This is a genomic window from Pseudomonas sp. NEEL19 (genome assembly GCF_028751975.1).
Lineage (GTDB): Bacteria > Pseudomonadota > Gammaproteobacteria > Pseudomonadales > Pseudomonadaceae > Aquipseudomonas > Aquipseudomonas juntendi.
The window spans coordinates 362420-379571 of record NZ_CP081491.1; the positions used below are offsets into that span (position 1 = coordinate 362420).

Here is a 17152-nt window from a genome sequence, read left to right on the forward strand (position 1 = left end):
ATACAGGCGTGTTAGCTGTTTACCTCATTTGCCGCTCAGGCCACGGAACCCGAGCCAGGCCGGAATGCCCAGCCCCAGCCAGGCCAGGGCGTCCCAGGCGCCGTCCCCGAGCAGCGCGGCGAACAGGCCGGCTGCGCCCAGTGCGGCGATGAGCCCAGGCCAGGCGAAGATCTGCCTGGTGCTGCGTGACGTGTGGCTCACGGGCGCGCCCCCCTGCTGCTGCGCAGCTTGGTCCACCACAGGTAGAGGCCGCTGCCGAGCACGATGATGGTCAGCACGTCCAGTGCTGCCCACAGCACCTGCATGGGCCGCCCGCCGTAGTCGCCAAAATGCAGGGGTTGCGACAGGCCCATGGCATCCATGTACCAGGGGCGTTCGCCGACGGCGGTCACTTGCAGCGTGCGTGCATCGATCAGGACCGGGGTCAGCAGGTGCGAAGTGAGGTGCGTGGCACCTTTCATGAACACCGCGTAGTGGTGCTCACTGGAGAAGCGTGTACCGGGGAAGGCGATGAAGTCTGGGCGCATGCCGGGGGCGGCCTGTTCGGCGATGGCCAGCAGGTCGCTGGCCGCAGCGCGTTCGCCCAGCGGTGGGGCGTTGCGGTAGGGGGCCACCATCGCCGCCAGGCTGTCGTTGCGCCAGGCAGCGATCACCAGGTCGGACAGGGCGCTGACCACGCCGGTTACACCGACAGTCAGTGCCCAGGCCAAGGTGACGATGCCGATCAGGTTATGCAGGTCGAGCCAGCGCAGGCGCCGGGATTTGTCGTGGCGCACGCTGGCGAAGCCCAGCCGGCGCATGAACGGGGCGTACAGCACGGTGCCGGACACGATCGCGACGACGAACAGCACGCCCATGAAGGCCAGCAGCAACTTGCCCGGCAGGCCGGCGAACATGTCCACGTGCAGGCGCAGCATCAGCATCATGAAGCCACCGTTGGCGGCGGGCATGGCTACCGCTTCGCCTGTGCGGGCGTCGAGCATGAAGGTGTGCGACAGGTTGGGCTCGGTACCGGCGGTGGCGGCGGTGATGGCCACCACGCCGTCGGGTTGGTCTTCTTCATAGCCAAAGTACTGCATGACCTCGCCGGGGCGGTGCTGCTCGGCCTTGAGCACCAGCTGTTGCAGGTCGAGGTGCGGGGTGCCGGGCGGCATTTCGCGCAGTTCGGCGGCGTCGCCCAGCAGGTGTTCGAGTTCGTGGTGGAAGATCAGCGGCAGGCCGGTGAGGGCGAGCAACAGCAGGAACAGGGTACAGACCAGGCTGCTCCAGGTGTGGACCGCTGACCAGCGGCGGATGGTTGGGCTTTTCATCACGGTACCGTTTTTTGCCTGAGGAATTGGAGGGGGCCGCAACGCGGCCCCGGCTCACTCAGAACTTGTAGGTGGCGCTGGCCACGACACTCCGCTCGTCGCCGTAGTAGCAGTAGTACGAGTCACAGGTGGAGAGGTAGTCCTTGTCCAGCAGGTTGGTCGCATTGAGCGCGACCGACGCCCCTTTCAGGCTGTTGTCCAGGCGGCCCAGGTCGTAATGCACCGAGGCATCGAACACCGTGTAGGCATTGGCCTTGCCCAGCCAGGTGTTGCCTTGGTCACCATAGGTATTACCGGTGTAGCGTGCCCCCAGGCCGATGCCGAAGCCGTCCAGTACGCCCGAGTGGAAGGTATAGTCGCCCCACACCGAGGCCTGCTGGTTAGGCATCAGTTGCAGGCGGTTGCCCTTGAACTGACCATCCTGCACTTCGGATTTGGCTAGGGTGTAGGCGGCAATTACCTTCAGGTTGTCGGTAACGTCGGAAACCGCTTCAAGCTCCAGGCCGCGGACTTTCACTTCGCCGGTCTGGCTGGTGACACTGGTGTTGCCGTCGTTGCTGGTGACCAGCACATTCTTTTGAGTCAGGTCATACACCGCGGCCGAGAGCAACGTATTTGAACCGGGGGGCTGGTATTTGACACCCAGTTCCCACTGCTTGCCTTCGGTTGGTTTGAACGACTTCAGTGGGTCCGCATCGGCCTTGCTGGCGGGCTGGAAAGATTCTGCATAGGACAGGTAAGGCACAAACCCCGAATCGAAGACGTAACTGATCGCCGCGTTGCCGCTGAAGTTACTGTCGCGCTGGGTGTTGGTAGCGTCGCCTTTGTTGAAGAACGTTGTACCGGTGTGTACCCAGTCCTCCCGACCACCCAAGGTCAGCCGCCAGTTGCCCAGCGCCATCTGGTCCTGCACGTACAGGCCGGTCTGAATGGTTTTCTGGTCGTAGTCGTAGTAGGCAGTGGAACGGTCCGGTCTGCTGATCGGCAAACCGTAGACCGGGTCGTTGACATTGATGGGCGGCGCAGCGCCATAGATCGTCAGGAAATTGTTGTTGGTACGTTGGTGGTCCAGGCCGAGCAGCAAGGTGTGGCTGATGGCGCCTGTGCTGAAATCACCCTGAAAGTTGTTGTCGACGGCGAACTGGCTGATGTCCTCGTCAACGTTGGTGGTACTACGCCCCACGTTGCCTTGGTCGTCCACGACCATGCCGAACTCCGGCAAGTAGCTGTTGACGGTGATCGTCTGGAACGACAGCTCGGACTTGGTATAGCGCAAGTTTTGCCGGAACTGCCACACGTCGTTGAAACGGTGCTCGAACGCGTAGCCCAGCGCGTAGTAGGTACGGTCGTAGAATTCGTAATTCGGGTCACCCAGGTTCTTGTGGTGCGAGATCTTGCCGAACGGCATGTTGATCTTGGTGCCCTGGATCGGTCGGAACTGGCTGGTGACCCCGGTATCGTCGCGGGTGAACTGGGAGAGGAAGGTCAGCGAGGTATCTTCGTCCACGTTCCAGGTCAGGCTCGGGGCGATGTTGTAGCGCTTGTTGTCGATGTGATCGACCTGCGTACCGCTGTCACGGATCACACCGCTCACGCCATACAGCAAGCGGCCGTCGTCATCGATCTTGCCGGTGCTGGCGAAGTTGATCTGGCGGTGGTTGTCACTGCCATATTGCAGTTCGATTTCATGCGCGCTTTCGGCTTGCGGGCGGCGGCTGACCATGTCCAGCAGGCCGCCGGGTGGGGTCTGGCCATAGACCGAAGAAGCCGGGCCGCGCAGCAGCGCCAGGCGGTCGAGGTTCCAGGTTTCGGCTTTCGGGTTGGCGTACACGCCACGTGGCAACGGCAGGCCATCCAGGAACTGGGTGGGCTCGAAGCCGCGCACACGCATCCAGTCATAGCGGGTGTCGCTGCCGAAGCTGGCAGAGACGATGCCTGGCATATAGCGCACGGCGTCGTCGAGGCTATGCACGCCGCGGTCTTTCATCTGCTCGCGGGTCGCCACGGAAATGGACCGTGGGACTTCGACCAGGGCGGTGTCGGTCTTGGTGCCGGCGGCCGTGCGCTGGGCCAGGTAGCCGTCGACCGGGCCCCATGCACTTTCACTGGCGCTGCTGGCGTTCACGGTAATTTCCGGCAAGGCCAGGCTGCCCTCCGGCACCGCGACCAGGCTGTAGCTGCCCGCGCTGCTCTGCTGCAATTGCAGGCCGCTGCCCAGCAGCGCTGCCTGCAGGGCGCCGAGCCCGTCATAGCGGCCGTTGACCGGCGCCGACGTGCGACCACTGACCAGCGCCGGGTTCAGGGCCAGGGCGATGCCGGCCTGGCTGGCGATCTGGTTCAGGGCAGTGGCCAGCGGTGCACTGGGCAGGTTGTAGGCGCGCAGCGCGGATTGCTCGGCGGCGAACAAGGCAGGGCTGACCAGCGGCGCGGCCATGCCGATGGCCAGGGCCATCAGGCTGGGGCGCAGGATACGATCTACGGCACGGGACATGCGGCGGTTCCTCGACGGGTAAGTGCTTGCTGCATCCTTGCCGAGCGAGAATCGAAAAGTGACAGGGCGAATCTGAAAAAAAGTGAGAATTGTTTGTAAGAGCAGGGGCGCCTGCGATCAGGCTGCTACAGCGCTACCTGGGCGTGACCTTCACCCACCACTGGGTATGCCGCTCGACCTTCACCGGCAGCACCGGCTCCAGTGAGGCCAGTGCCAGGTCGGTATCGGTCAGCGGGAAGCTGCCGCTTACCCGCAGGTCGGCGACTGCTGCATCCACGCCCAGGTAGCCGATGCGGTACTTGCCCAGCACCGCCAGCAAGTCGCCAAGGCGTACGTCGTCGACCACCAGCATGCCGCGCGTCCAGGCATCGGCACCGGCCGGCACTGCGCTGACCTGGCCCAGGCCATCGGCATGCATCAGCACCTGCTGGCCTTCGCGCAACACCTGCTCGTCACCGCTGTTATGCGGCATGGCCGCGACCGACGCTTGCAACACTTCAAGGCGCGTGCCTGCGGCTTCACGACGTACCGGGAAGCGCGTGCCCAGTGGGCGCAAGCGGCCATCGTCGGTGCGCACCAGCAGCGGGCGTGGGTCCTGGTGGCCGGTATCGACCGAGATTTCACCCTGGTGCAGCACGATCACCCGTTGCGCACCGGCGTAGTCGATGTCTACCGCGGTGTGGGTATTGAGGCTCAACAGGGTGCCGTCGGCCAGGCGCAAGGTGCGCAACTCGCCGGTGGCGGTACGCTGGTCGGCAAGCCAGTAGCTTGGCGCCAGTGACGGTGCGCCGACCCAGACCAGCAGCGAGCCGAGCAGGAACATGCCGGCCAGGCCGCCGCCGACCTTGCCGATGCGTCGGCGCAGGCTGGCGCGCGACTGCAGCAACGCCTGGCGCGCCGGGCCGGCGGCTGCGCTGAGCCGCTGGTCCATGGCGCCGAGCTGTCGCCAGGCGCGCGCGTGTTCTTCGCTGGCGGCATGCCAGCGCATGAACTCGCCACGTTCGGCAGGGCTGTCGCTGCCGCCGTCGAGGTTGAGTTTCCAGGCAATGGCAGCTTCCAGTACACGCGACGAGACCGGTGCGTTGCTCACGTCGGCTCCCCGTACAGGGCCACGTAGCACTGGCGCATACCCTGGGCGAGGTACTGGCGCACCCGCGACACCGAAACGCCCAGGCGCTCGGCGATTTCGGCATGGCCCATGCCATCCAGGCGGTTGTGCAGGAACGCCGCGCGGGCTTTGCTCGACAGCTTGCCAAGCAGGCGGTCGATGGCTTTGAGGTCTTCCAGAATCAGGTGCTGTACTTCGGGGGAGGGGTGTTCGGCTTCCGGCACCAGTGCCAGTTCCGCGAGGTAGGCCTGTTCCAGTGCGGCGCGCCGGAAGTGGTCGAACATCAGCCCCTTGGCCACGGCTGCAAGAAAGGCACGCGGTTCGCGGGGCGAGGCCAGCTGCTCGCGGCCTAGCAGGCGCACGAAGGTGTCCTGGCTCAGGTCTTCGGCACGTTGGCGGCAGGCCATGTTGCGTTGCAACCAGGCGAGCAGCCAGCCGCGGTGATCGCGGTACAGCGTACCAACCAGATCGGCGTGTGGGCTCTGTGCAGAAGGCAAGCAGCGTCCCCCCGGAACGTATGCATTAACTAACGATAATTATTCGCGATTGTTGCAGAGGGGAGGGGGTGGGTGCAATGGACGCTTATCGGTTCGCCTGCATGGGGTTGGCCAAGGGCCTGCGGTTTCACCGGCGCTGCGTAGCCCTGGCCTCACATGCCATGGCTCTGCACCTTGCGTCGCCGCCAGCCGCGCAGGCGCTGTTCCAGTTGCAGCGGGCTGTCCAGTTGTTGGCGCCGGGCCTGGCTGAACAGGATCAGCACAAGTTCTGCGGTGACCTGGGCATCAGCGCTGGCGTGGTGGCGTTCTTCCACCTGCAGCCCAAAGCGCGCCACCCAGTCATCCAGGCCGGCCTCGCGCAGAACCGTGTCGGGGTTGAGCATCGGCGCCAGCTCGGCCACATCCAGAAACGGCGACTGCAAGCGGTAACCCAGGCTTTCTTTCAATGCCCGCGCCAGCATGCGCTGGTCGAACGGAGCATGGAATGCCAGCACCGGGCTATCGCCAATGAAGTCGAGCAGGTCCAGCAAGGCTTCAGCGGGCTCGCAACCGGCGGCCAGGGCGCTTGGCCCTAGCCCGTGAATCAGCACGCTGGCGTTGGTTTTCAGCAGTGGCCGCTGCAGGGTGCGTTCGAATTGCTGGGCAAAGTCGATGGCCCCGTCCTCGATGGCCACTGCGCCGATCGACAGTACCTGATCACGGTTGGGGTTGAGCCCGCTGGTTTCCAGGTCCAGCACCACCCAGCGCTGCTCACGCAACGTGCACACACCCAGGGGCGCAGGTTTAGGCTGCCGGGCCAGGCGCTGGCGCGTGGCAGGGTCCAGCGCGGGTGTGCCGGGGCGCAGCCAGGCGAACAGACTCATAACTGGTACCGCAGGGCCAGGCTGCTTTGCAGGCGCTGGGCCTGGCGCAGGGACTCGCGCAGGATACGCCGGTCCAGGTGGTTGAGGCTGTCCGGGTCGAGCCGGTTGGAATACGGCAGGTTGGCGCGGGTCTGGCGTTGATGCTGTTGCATGCGGGTCTGCTGGATGAAGTGATACGCCTCTTCATAGGCCGCGCCGTCCAGTGCTTCGATCACCCCTTTGGCGACCAACTGGCGCAGGCGCTCCAGGGTATTGCAGGCGCCGATGCCGTTGGCCAGCGCCAGCAGCCGGGCACCATCGACGAAGGGCGTCAGGCCCTGGACCTTCAGGTCGAGGGTGGCCGCCTTGTCACTGCCTTGGCGGGTCAGCACGAACTCGCGCAGGCGGCCCACTGGCGGGCGCTGGCGCAGGGCGTTTTCCGCCATCATGCGCTGGAATATACGGTTGTCGGCCACCTGCGCCAGCACGCCTTGGCGCAGCTGCTCGCAGCCCTGCTCGTCGCCCCACACCACCCGCAGGTCGAAGTAGATGCTTGAGCCCAGCAGGTTTTCCGGGCTGGCTTCGCGGACAAAACCGGCAAAGCGCCGCGCCCACTCGGCACGCGACAGGCACAGCGCAGGGTTGCCGGCCATGATATTGCCCGCACACAAGGTGAAGCCACACTGGGCCAGGCACTGGTTGATGTACTGCGCCAGCGGCAGCAGGCGGGCACGTACGGCATCGGCCTCGGTGCTGTCTACCGCCTCGAAAAGGATGCCGTTGTCCTGGTCGGTGTGCAGGGTCTGTTCGCGACGCCCTTCGCTGCCAAAGCACAGCCAGCTGAAAGGCACCCCAGGGTCGCCGCGTTCAGCCAGGGCCAGTTCGATGACCCGGCACACGGTATGGTCGTTGAGCAGGGTGATGATCTGGGTGATCTGGGTGGACGAGGCGCCGTGGGCGAGCATCCGTTCGACCAGTTGGCTGATCTCGCCGCGCAGCGAGACCAGGCTGTCCAGCCGCGGTGCATGGCGAATGGTGCGCGCCAGGTGCACCAGGTCGACCCGTTGCAGCGAGAACAGGTCGCGCTCCGAAACCACGCCACACAGCCGGCCGTTTTCCACCAGGCACACGTGGGCAATGTGCCGCTCGGTCATTGCCATGGCTGCGTCGAAAGCACTGGCCTGTGGGCTGAGGTAGAACGGCTTGGCGGTCATGTGCCGGGCAATCGGCGCACCCAGCTCGGCGTCCGCCGCGGCCACCACCTGGCGCAGGTCGCGCAGGGTGAAGATGCCGGTGGGGTAGCGCTGCGTGTCAACCACGACGATGCTGCCCACCTGCTGCTCGTGCATCAGCCGCACGGCTTCGCGCAGCGGCGTATCCGCGCTGCACACCACCGGGTGCCGCATGGCCAGTTCGCCCAGCGGCGTGTTCAGCGAGTACTGGGTACCCAGGGTTTCCACCGCACGCTGGCGAACCTGCTGGTTCACCTGGTCGAGCAGGCTGCTTACCCCGCGCAGGGCAAAATCCCGAAACACTTCAGACATCGAGAACACGCGGATGAACGCTGCCTTGTTCAGTTGCAGGCAGAAGGTGTCTTCGCCGGCCAGATGCTCGGTGCGGGTGGCCCGTTCGCCGAGCAGGGCGGCCAGCGGGAAGCACTCGCCGCTGGTGATTTCGAAGGTGGTTTCGACCCCCGGTTTCACCAGGTGCTGACGCTCGCCCACCACCCGGCCCTGCTTGACGATGTAGAAATGCTCGACCGGCCCGTCTGCCGGCTTGACGATGCTTTCGCCGCTGGCATAGAAGCGCAGCTGGCACTGCTCCACCAAGTAGGCCAGGTGGCTGTGTTCCATCTGGTTGAACGGCGGAAAGCGCTGCAGAAACTGCAGCGTGCCCTGAATGTTCTGCAGCACTGCGGTCCTGCCCGCCTGGCTGTAGGCGTCCTTTTTGCTCATGAAACCGACCGTATCGCTATGCCGAACTATATATATCTATATATAGGTGCCGGCCATGTTGTTCTCTGCCTCCATGGTCGGCTTGCGGCGGGGTGGTGCCCATTGGACGTAAGTCTATGAGCACACCTGTCAAAGACCCGACGAAAGGCGAACCGGGTTACGCAAGTTCTGCGGTCCTATGGCTGAAGCGGAATTTTTTTGACGAGATGGCCATGCCTGAGCAAATCGATATTCTAAGCGACGAAGAGCGCGAGGCATTGGGTATGGCCAGTGCGCCGGTGGTCGTAAAGCCGTTGGTGCTGGTGGTGGACGACAACGCGGTGAACCGTGAAGCGTTGATCCTGTACCTGAAAAGCCGGGGCATTGAGTGTGTGGGCGCGGACGGGGCCGAGGAGGCCAGGTTGTACCTGCATTTCCAGCAGCGCATCGGTTTGATGATTACCGATTTGCGCATGCAGCCAGAGGATGGGCTGGAGCTGATCCGCAAGATTCGCGAGTCGGAGCGGGCAGCGTTGTCGATCATCGTCGTGTCGGGCGACACCGATGTGGCAGAGGCGGTGGACGTGATGCACCTGGGGGTGGTGGACTTCCTGCTCAAGCCGGTGAACCTGGACAAGTTGCTGGAACTGGTGAAGAAAGAGCTGAAAATTGATTGAGGCAGAGAGGGGCTGCTTTGCAGCCCTATCGCGACACAAGGCCGCTCCTACAGGTGCAGCGCAAGTTTTGATATTTGCGATATCCCTGTAGGAGCGGCCTTGTGTCGCGATAGGGCCGCAAAGCGGCCCCCGTACGCAGGTGTGAACTTACAACCCGTTACGCGCCTTGTACTCGCGACGACGGCGGTGCAGCACTGGCTCGGTATAGCCATTGGGCTGCTTGCCACCTTCGACCACCAGCTCCACAGCCGCCTGGAACGCAATGTTGTCGTCGAAGTTCGGTGCCATCGGGCGGTACAGAGGGTCAGCGGCGTTCTGCTGGTCGACCACCACCGCCATACGCTTGAGGCTTTCCAGCACCTGCGCCTGGCTGACCACGCCGTGGCGCAGCCAGTTGGCCAGCAGTTGCGCGGAGATGCGCAGGGTGGCGCGGTCTTCCATCAGGCCGACGTTGTTGATGTCTGGCACCTTCGAGCAACCGACACCCTGGTCGATCCAGCGCACGACATAGCCGAGGATGCCCTGGGCATTGTTGTCCAGCTCGTTGCGGATCTCTTCCTCCGACCAGTTGGTGTCGGCGGCCAGCGGGATGGCCAGGATATCGTCCACCGACGCCGGGGTGCGCGAGGCCAGTTCACGCTGGCGTGCCTGTACGTCCACCTTGTGGTAGTGCAGGGCATGCAGGGTGGCCGCAGTTGGCGACGGCACCCAGGCGGTGTTGGCACCGGCCAGCGGGTGGGCGATCTTCTGCTCGAGCATGGCGGCCATCAGGTCGGGCATGGCCCACATGCCTTTGCCGATCTGCGCACGGCCTTGCAGGCCGGTCGCCAGGCCGACATCGACGTTGTTGTTCTCGTAGGCACCGATCCACTTCTCGTTCTTCATGGCACCTTTGCGCACCACGGCGCCGGCCTCCATCGAGGTGTGAATTTCATCGCCCGTGCGGTCGAGGAAGCCGGTGTTGATGAACGCGACGCGCTCGGCAGCGGCCTTGATGCAGGACTTGAGGTTGACCGTGGTCCGGCGCTCCTCGTCCATGATGCCGACCTTCACGGTGTTGCGCGGCATGCCCAGCAGGTCTTCGACCTGGCTGAAAATCTCGGCGGCAAACGCCACTTCCTCAGGGCCATGCATCTTCGGCTTGACGATGTACACGCTGCCACTGCGGGTATTCTTGCGGCTGGTGTTGCCATTGAGGTTGTGCAGGGCGATCAGGTTGGTGAACAGGCCATCCTGGATGCCTTCCGGAATTTCGTTGCCCTGGGCGTCGAGAATTGCCGGGTTGGTCATCAGGTGGCCAACGTTACGCACGAACAGCAGCGAACGGCCGTGCAGGGTCACGCTGCCACCGTTGGGCGCAGCGTACTCGCGGTCGGGGTTCATGGTGCGGGTGAAGGTCTTGCCACCTTTGCTCACGCTTTCGGCCAGGTCGCCCTTCATCAGGCCCAGCCAGTTGCGGTAGACGATGACCTTGTCGTCGGCATCGACGGCGGCGACCGAGTCTTCGCAGTCCATGATGGTGGTCAGTGCCGACTCCATCAGGATGTCTTTGACGCCAGCGGCGTCGGTGCTGCCGACCGGTGTGTTGGCATCGACCTGGATTTCGAAATGCAGGCCGTTGTGTTTCAGCAGCACGGCAGTCGGTGCCGCGGCGTCGCCCTGGAAGCCGATCAGCTGGGCGTCGTCACGCAGGCCGGTGTTGGTGCCGCCCTTCAGGGTGACCACCAGCTTGCCAGCTTCGATGCGGTAGGCGGTGGAGTCGACGTGCGACCCAGCCGCCAGGGGCGCGGCTTCGTCAAGGAAGGCGCGGGCGAAAGCGATCACCTTGTCGCCACGCACTTTGTTGTAACCCTGGCCTTTTTCGGCGCCGCCTTCATCGCTGATGGCATCGGTGCCGTACAGCGCGTCGTACAGCGAACCCCAACGGGCGTTGGCGGCGTTGAGGGCAAAACGGGCATTCATCACCGGCACGACCAGCTGCGGGCCGGCCATATGGGCGATTTCTTCGTCCACGTTCTGGGTGGTGGCCTGGAAATCGTCGGCTTGTGGCAGCAGGTAGCCGATTTCCTGGAGGAATGCTTTGTAGGCTGCGGCGTCGTGGGCCTGGCCTTTGCGTGCCTGATGGTAGGCGTCGATCTTGGCTTGCAGCTCGTCGCGCTTGGCGAGCAGGGCTTTGTTCTTTGGAGCGAGGTCATTGATGATCTTCTCTGCACCCGCCCAGAACTGCTCGGCGACGATGCCGGTCCCGGGGATGGCTTCGTTGTTCACGAAGTCGTACAGGACCTTGGCGACCTGAAGGCCACCGACTTGAACGTATCCAGTCATTGCTTGCCTCACTCTGCTCAGCTATTTCGCTCTTCTGTATTAAGCCTGTAGCGCTTCTCTAAACACGTACCAGTACTTGCCCCCGGGGAGGACCCCGAGCGCGGCTGGGTGCAGCCCGCCAGACTGGCTGGCAGACAGTGTGCGTATTTTCACAGGCGCCTTGGCAGACATCCAAACGACGTTTTGTAGTCCGCGCCACGGGATACTACATGAAGCAGTAGACGGGGCAAATCAGACTAAAAGCGCCGTTGTGCGACCCATTGGTCGCGTATGGTCACGCTGGGAGCAGGTATGTTCGCAAAAAAAGGGTGGATTGTTCCAGATAAATCTTGAAACAGTACACGATTGGCTGTGCGGATTGCCCTGCGGCAGGTTGCCGCGCCTTGCCTATACTGAGCCGATCCCCTGATTTTCTGCGCTTGGCGCGGTTCGACACGAGGAACGGCTTGTGGATCATCTTGTACTGACTGTTATCGCCCCTGACAAGGCCGGCCAGGTGGAACGTGTTGCGCAGTGCATCGCAGACCACAGCGGCAACTGGCTGGAAAGCCGCATGTCGCGTATGGCCGGGCAGTTTGCCGGGATCCTGCGGGTGGCGGTGCCGGTTGAACATCACGATGGGCTGGTGGCGGCGTTGCAGGGGCTGGCCCAGTACGACATTCGTGTGCTGGTTGCAGAGAGCGGGGTGGAACCCTCGTGTACCTGGAAGCCGATTGCCATGGAACTGGTCGGCAATGACCGGCCGGGGATCGTGCGGGACATCACTCGTTTGCTGGCGGAGTTGCAGGTGAACGTGGAACGGTTCACGACAGAAGTGCGGCCGGCACCGATGAGCAGCGAGCCGCTGTTCCATGCCGATGCCTTGTTGGCCTTGCCCCTGGCCTTGCCGCTGGACGAGCTGCAGCAGCGGCTGGAGAGTCTGGCGGATGACTTGATGGTGGAGTTGCGGTTGCGGGCGGAGGATTGAGTGGATTGGCCGGGGGCCGCTTTGCGGCCCATCGCGACGCAAGGCCGCTCCTACAGGGGATTTGGTAAAGACATCCCTTGCGGTTATCCCAGTATCACGGGGAAGGCCCTGTGGATAACCTGGGGGTTCACCTCCCTAGCCCAGGCAATGCGCCCGTTGCAGAGGTTTGCTCAAAAAACACCCAAAATCCAGCAGCTTGTGCACAAAGCACGGGGACGAGGGTGTGGATAACCTTTGGAGATGTCTCTGCAGGCCAGGTACTCCATGGCCTGCAGAGTTTTGATCGTTTTTTGATCAGGCGCGCTTGCGCAAACTTAGCCAGGCATCCACGCTGTAAATGGCCAAGCCAGCCCAGATGAACATGAAGGCTACCAGGGTGCTGGAGGACAAATGCTCATCGAACAGCAGCACCGCCTGCAGCAGTACCAGGGTTGGCGCCAGGTATTGCAGGAAGCCGAGGGTGGTGTAGGGCAGGTGCCGTGCTGCGGCGTTGAAGCACACCAGCGGTACCAGGGTCACCGGCCCCGCAGCCATCAGCCAGAGCGCTTCGCTGCTGGTGTAGAACGCGCCTTGTGCACTCATGGCCGTTGGGTGCAGCAGCAACCAGCCCAGGGCCAGCGGTACCAGCATCCAGGTTTCCACGACCAACCCCGGCAGCGCCGCAACCGGGGCCTGTTTGCGGATCAGCCCGTAGAAGCCAAAGCTCAGCGCCAGCGCCAGCGACACCCAGGGCAGGCTGCCCACCTGCCACACCTGCTGGGCCACGCCAACTGCAGCCATGCCCACTGCCAGCCATTGCAGGCGGCGCAGCCGCTCGCCCAGCAGCAGCATGCCCAGCAGCACGTTGATCAGCGGGTTGATGTAGTAACCCAGGCTGGCCTCGAGCATGCGCCCGTTGTTGACCGACCACACATAGGTCAGCCAGTTGAAGGCGATCAGCGCCCCGCTCAGGGCCAGGACCCCCAGTCGGCGCGGGTTGTCGCGCAGCTCGCGCCACCAGCCGGGGTGTTTCCACAGCAGTAGCAGCAGCGAGCCGAACAGTGCCGACCAAAGCACCCGGTGGACGATGATCTCCACCGCCGGGACGCTCTGGATTGCCTTGAAGTAAATCGGGAACAGGCCCCAGATGATGTAGGCGCTCAGGCCCAATAGATACCCGCGACGCGGGTTTGCGGCGTGCATGCAGAATCCTTGCTTAGGTAGCTAAATAAAGCGACCCCTATTGTAGACAGAGGCGTGCACCCTTTTAGAACAATTTCAGCGGGGCTTCATCCAGCGCCGCCATTTGTTCGCGCAGGGCGAGGATCTGATCGCCCCAATAGCGCGGCTGGCCGAACCAGGGGAAGCTGGGCGGGAATGCCGGGTCATCCCAGCGCCGCGCCAGCCACGCGCTGTAATGCAACTGGCGCAGCGCCCGCAGCGGTTCGATCAGGGCCAGCTCGCGCGGGTCGAAATCGTGGAACTCGTTGTAGCCGTCGATCAGTTCGGCCAACTGCCCCAGGCGCTCCTGGCGGTCGCCGGCCAGCATCATCCACAGGTCTTGTACGGCGGGGCCCATGCGGCAGTCGTCGAGGTCGACCACGTGGTACACGTCTTCGCGGTGCATCAGGTTGCCGGGGTGCAGGTCGCCATGCAGGCGGATGAGCTGGTGCGGGGTGCGGGCGTAGATGTCCTCGACCCGCTTGAGCAGGTCGCGGGCGACTGACGCGTACGCCGGCAGCAGCTCGCGGGGTACAAAGCCCCCATCGAGCACAGTGTTCAGCGAGGCATGGCCGAAACTGTCCACAGTCAGCGCTTCACGGTGAGCGAACGGTTTGCAGGCGCCGACGGCATGCAGGCGGCCAAGCAGTTGCCCCAGGCGGTAGAGCTGGTCGAGGTTGCCAGGCTCCGGGGCATGGCCGCCACGGCGCGGGAACAACGTGAAGCGAAAGCCCTGGTGCTCGAACAAGGTACGGCCGGCGTGCTGCATGGGCGCTACGACCGGCACTTCGCAATCGGCCAGTTCAGCGGTAAAGCTGTGTTCTTCGAGGATGGCCGCATCGCTCCAGCGGCCAGGCCGGTAGAACTTGGCGATCAGCGGCTGCGCCCCCTCGATGCCCACCTGGTAGACGCGGTTCTCGTAGCTGTTCAGTGCCAGCACCCGGGCATCGCTGAGAAAGCCGAGGCTTTCCACGGCGTCCAGGACCAGGTCAGGGGTGAGGGTATCGAACGGATGGGACATGGGAGCTCCGGGGGTATACGGCATGGGCTCCATGGTACAGGGTTATCCCTGTAGCGTACCCGTAGGGTTTACCCGCGAACCGCCTGCGCCACAGTCGGCCTAGGCAGGCACCCCGAGCAACACATAGGCAGGGTGGAACTGAACCCGTACCTGCTGGCCGGCCAACCAACCCGCCTCTGCCATGGCACACAGCGTTTGCCCGTTGCCCAGCGCCAACCGGACTTCATTGGGCCCGTCGGCCTCCACCAGCACGTCTTCCACCGTGGCCCGCAGGCAATTGCTCCCCGCTTCAGGCTTGTCCCCCTCGGCCAGCAACTGCACCCAGCCTGCCTTGAGTAGTGCCACCACCCTGCTGCCCAAGGTCAGCTCCAACCGCGCGGTGCTGTCGTGGGTGATCAGCGCGTCGATCTCCAGCCCGCCACCCAGCGCCAGGCTGACCCGGTCATAGCGGCCCTCACGGCGCAGGCCGCTGACCTGGCCCTGCAGCTGGTTGCGCGCGCTGGTGCGTAGCATCAGGCGCCCAAGCAAGTCGAGGTCGCTGGACTCTTCCGCGGCCTCGAGAATTTGCGCCTGCAGGGCCTGCAGCCTTTGGTACAGGCGCAATATGCGCTGACCCTCCACCGACAGCCGGGCGCCCCCACCCCCACGCCCGCCAGTGCTGCGCTCGACCAAGGGCTGACTGGCCAGGTTGTTGAGCTCATCGATGGCGTCCCAGGCTGCCTTGTAGCTGATGCCCGCCGCCTTGGCCGCACGGGTGATCGAGCCTTGCTCGGCAATGTGCTGCAGCAGTGCGATGCGCTGCGGGCGCCGGGCGATGTGCTGGGTGAGTAGAGTGGGCAAGGGCATGGGCATCCGGTCGCTGTAGGGGCCTGGGGCGAATAGTGTGGCGTAGCGGCAGGGTTATACATACCCCGGCTTTGGCGTACGCGCCAGGCAATACACATCCACCCGCTGTGCCCCGGCTTTGCGCAACACCTGGGCAATGGCCTGGGCGGTAGCGCCAGTGGTCAACACGTCATCGACGATGGCGACGTGCTTGCCAGGCAGGTCACCGGCGACCGCAAACGCCTGGCGCAGATTGCGCCGCCTGCCTTTGGCACTCAACCGCTGCTGCGCGGGGGTTTCCCGAGTGCGCAGCAGTACCCGCTCATCGCACGGTATGCCCACGTGCGACGCCAGCCAGCGGGCCAGCAGCCCGGCCTGGTTGAACCCACGCTCGCGCAGTCGACGCCTGGCCGTGGGCACAGGCAACAGCAGTTCAGGGCGTGGCAGCCCCTCGGCATAGCGGTAGCGTAGCCCTTGCCCAAGCAACTCGGCCATCAAACGCCCCAACGGCCACTGCCGGTTGTGCTTGAAGCGGCTGATCAATGTGTCGACCGGAAAGCCGAAATGCCACAGGGCAAAGACCTGTTCGAACGCCGGCAAGCAGCGGCTGCACTGGGCGCAGGCGAGGCCGGCCATGGGCAGTGGCAGGGCGCAGTAGCGGCAATGGTCGCCCAGCCAGGGCAACTCTTGCTCACAACCGACGCACAGCGGGTAGTGTTGCCCGGCAGGCGCGTCGCACAATAAACAGATATGGTTAATAAGTGAGCACTTGTAAACCAGTCGTTTCCAGTTGAGTTGACAGTTCATAGGCCATCCGTGACTATGCGAGTTATCCGTGATGCGCTGGCGGGCTTTCCTGTCCCCGCGCCAGCTTAAGCCTAAACAAGGAAACGCCGATGAGCGCCAGCACAACTGCAACAACACGTCACGACTGGTCCCTGGCCGAGGTCAAGGCCCTGTTCCAGCAGCCTTTCAATGACTTGCTGTTCCAGGCGCAGACGGTGCACCGCGCGCATTTCGACCCCAACCGCGTGCAGGTTTCGACGTTGCTGTCGATCAAGACCGGGGCCTGCCCGGAAGATTGCAAATATTGTCCACAGTCCGGCCACTACAACACCGGGCTGGAAAAACAGAAGTTGATGGAAGTGCAGAAGGTGCTGGAAGAAGCAGCGCGCGCCAAAGCCATTGGCTCGACCCGCTTCTGCATGGGCGCGGCGTGGAAGCACCCGTCGGCCAAAGACATGCCTTATGTGCTGGAGATGGTCAAAGGGGTGAAGGCCTTGGGCCTGGAAACCTGCATGACCCTGGGCAAGCTCGACCAGGAACAGACCCAGGCCCTGGCCCAGGCAGGCCTCGACTACTACAACCACAACCTCGACACCTCGCCGGAGTTCTACGGCAGCATCATCACTACGCGCACCTACAGCGAGCGCCTGCAGACCCTGGCCTACGTGCGCGATGCGGGCATGAAGATTTGCTCGGGCGGCATCCTGGGCATGGGCGAGTCGCTGGACGACCGCGCCGGGCTGCTGATCCAGCTGGCCAACCTGCCCGAACACCCCGAGTCGGTGCCGATCAACATGCTGGTCAAGGTGGCCGGTACGCCGCTGGCCGAGGAGGAAGATGTCGACCCGTTCGACTTCATTCGCATGCTGGCCGTAGCCCGCCTGTTGATGCCCAAGTCGCATGTGCGCCTGTCTGCTGGCCGTGAGCAGATGAACGAGCAGATGCAGGCCCTGGCCTTCATGGCCGGTGCCAACTCGATTTTCTACGGTGAAAAACTGCTGACCACTGCCAACCCGCAGGCTGACAAGGACATGCAGCTGTTCGCGCGCCTGGGCATCAAGCCTGAAGCACGCGAGGAGCACGCCGACGAAGTGCACCAGGCCGCCATCGAGCAGGCGCTGGTCGAGCAGCGTAGCAGCGAGATGTTCTACAACGCCGCGACCGCCTGA

The 17152-nt window shown here is 63.9% G+C and carries 15 protein-coding genes; 3 read left to right on the top strand and 12 right to left on the bottom strand.

Translation table 11 applies throughout. From position 1 onward, the window contains the following. Nucleotides 1-24: 24 nt before the first annotated feature. The 7 genes from K4A76_RS01600 to K4A76_RS01630 form a co-directional block, all read right to left on the bottom strand. A complete protein-coding gene (locus tag K4A76_RS01600; protein ID WP_009683340.1) occupies nucleotides 25-201 on the bottom strand; it encodes a hypothetical protein in 177 nt (58 codons plus the stop codon). After that, nucleotides 198-1310, bottom strand: a complete 1113-nt coding sequence (locus tag K4A76_RS01605) for a PepSY-associated TM helix domain-containing protein (protein WP_274411402.1) — start codon at nucleotides 1308-1310, stop codon at nucleotides 198-200. Before K4A76_RS01605 ends, K4A76_RS01600 begins: the two co-directional genes overlap by 4 nt. A gap of 58 nt (nucleotides 1311-1368) precedes the next feature. Beyond that, complete coding sequence (locus tag K4A76_RS01610; protein WP_274411403.1) at nucleotides 1369-3801, bottom strand: TonB-dependent siderophore receptor; 2433 nt, start codon at nucleotides 3799-3801, stop codon at nucleotides 1369-1371. A gap of 133 nt (nucleotides 3802-3934) precedes the next feature. Continuing rightward, on the bottom strand, nucleotides 3935-4891 hold the full coding sequence (locus K4A76_RS01615; protein ID WP_274411404.1) for a FecR domain-containing protein: 957 nt from the start codon (nucleotides 4889-4891) through the stop codon (nucleotides 3935-3937). After that, complete coding sequence (locus K4A76_RS01620; RefSeq protein WP_029885025.1) at nucleotides 4888-5406, bottom strand: RNA polymerase sigma factor; 519 nt, start codon at nucleotides 5404-5406, stop codon at nucleotides 4888-4890. Before K4A76_RS01620 ends, K4A76_RS01615 begins: the two co-directional genes overlap by 4 nt. A gap of 152 nt (nucleotides 5407-5558) precedes the next feature. Next, the gene (locus K4A76_RS01625) at nucleotides 5559-6269 is read right to left on the bottom strand and encodes a 3'-5' exonuclease (RefSeq protein ID WP_173887379.1); all 711 of its coding nucleotides are present in this window, start codon (nucleotides 6267-6269) and stop codon (nucleotides 5559-5561) included. Then, complete coding sequence (locus K4A76_RS01630; protein WP_274411405.1) at nucleotides 6266-8203, bottom strand: putative nucleotidyltransferase substrate binding domain-containing protein; 1938 nt, start codon at nucleotides 8201-8203, stop codon at nucleotides 6266-6268. The genes K4A76_RS01625 and K4A76_RS01630 overlap by 4 nt, the downstream gene beginning before the upstream one ends. Nucleotides 8204-8319: 116 nt before the next feature. Between K4A76_RS01630 and K4A76_RS01635 the strand changes: the two genes are divergently transcribed. Then, nucleotides 8320-8859 carry a response regulator gene (locus tag K4A76_RS01635; RefSeq protein WP_274411406.1) on the top strand — a complete coding sequence of 180 codons (540 nt, stop codon included), beginning with the start codon at nucleotides 8320-8322 and terminating at the stop codon, nucleotides 8857-8859. Nucleotides 8860-9006: 147 nt separating this feature from the next. On the opposite strand, the gene K4A76_RS01640 is transcribed toward K4A76_RS01635, so the two are convergent. Next, a complete protein-coding gene (locus tag K4A76_RS01640) occupies nucleotides 9007-11184 on the bottom strand; it encodes a malate synthase G (protein ID WP_274411407.1) in 2178 nt (725 codons plus the stop codon). Nucleotides 11185-11632: 448 nt separating this feature from the next. On the opposite strand from K4A76_RS01640, the gene K4A76_RS01645 reads away from it, so the two are divergent. Next, the gene (locus K4A76_RS01645) at nucleotides 11633-12151 is read left to right on the top strand and encodes a glycine cleavage system protein R (protein WP_274411408.1); all 519 of its coding nucleotides are present in this window, start codon (nucleotides 11633-11635) and stop codon (nucleotides 12149-12151) included. A gap of 294 nt (nucleotides 12152-12445) precedes the next feature. Here the strand turns inward: K4A76_RS01645 and rarD are convergent, their stop codons facing one another. The 4 genes from rarD to K4A76_RS01665 form a co-directional block, all read right to left on the bottom strand. Then, nucleotides 12446-13333: an EamA family transporter RarD gene (gene rarD, locus K4A76_RS01650; RefSeq protein WP_029886359.1), complete on the bottom strand. Its 888-nt coding sequence runs from the start codon at nucleotides 13331-13333 to the stop codon at nucleotides 12446-12448. Nucleotides 13334-13397: 64 nt separating this feature from the next. Further along, nucleotides 13398-14372, bottom strand: coding sequence for a serine/threonine protein kinase (locus tag K4A76_RS01655; protein WP_009681525.1), 975 nt, complete (start codon nucleotides 14370-14372; stop codon nucleotides 13398-13400). 99 nt (nucleotides 14373-14471) lie between these two features. Next, nucleotides 14472-15218, bottom strand: coding sequence for a TOBE domain-containing protein (locus tag K4A76_RS01660; protein ID WP_274411409.1), 747 nt, complete (start codon nucleotides 15216-15218; stop codon nucleotides 14472-14474). A gap of 54 nt (nucleotides 15219-15272) precedes the next feature. Next, nucleotides 15273-16004: a ComF family protein gene (locus K4A76_RS01665; RefSeq protein WP_274411410.1), complete on the bottom strand. Its 732-nt coding sequence runs from the start codon at nucleotides 16002-16004 to the stop codon at nucleotides 15273-15275. 89 nt (nucleotides 16005-16093) lie between these two features. Here K4A76_RS01665 and bioB point away from each other — a divergent pair, with 89 nt between their 5' ends. After that, nucleotides 16094-17152: a biotin synthase BioB gene (gene bioB / locus K4A76_RS01670; RefSeq protein ID WP_009681528.1), complete on the top strand. Its 1059-nt coding sequence runs from the start codon at nucleotides 16094-16096 to the stop codon at nucleotides 17150-17152.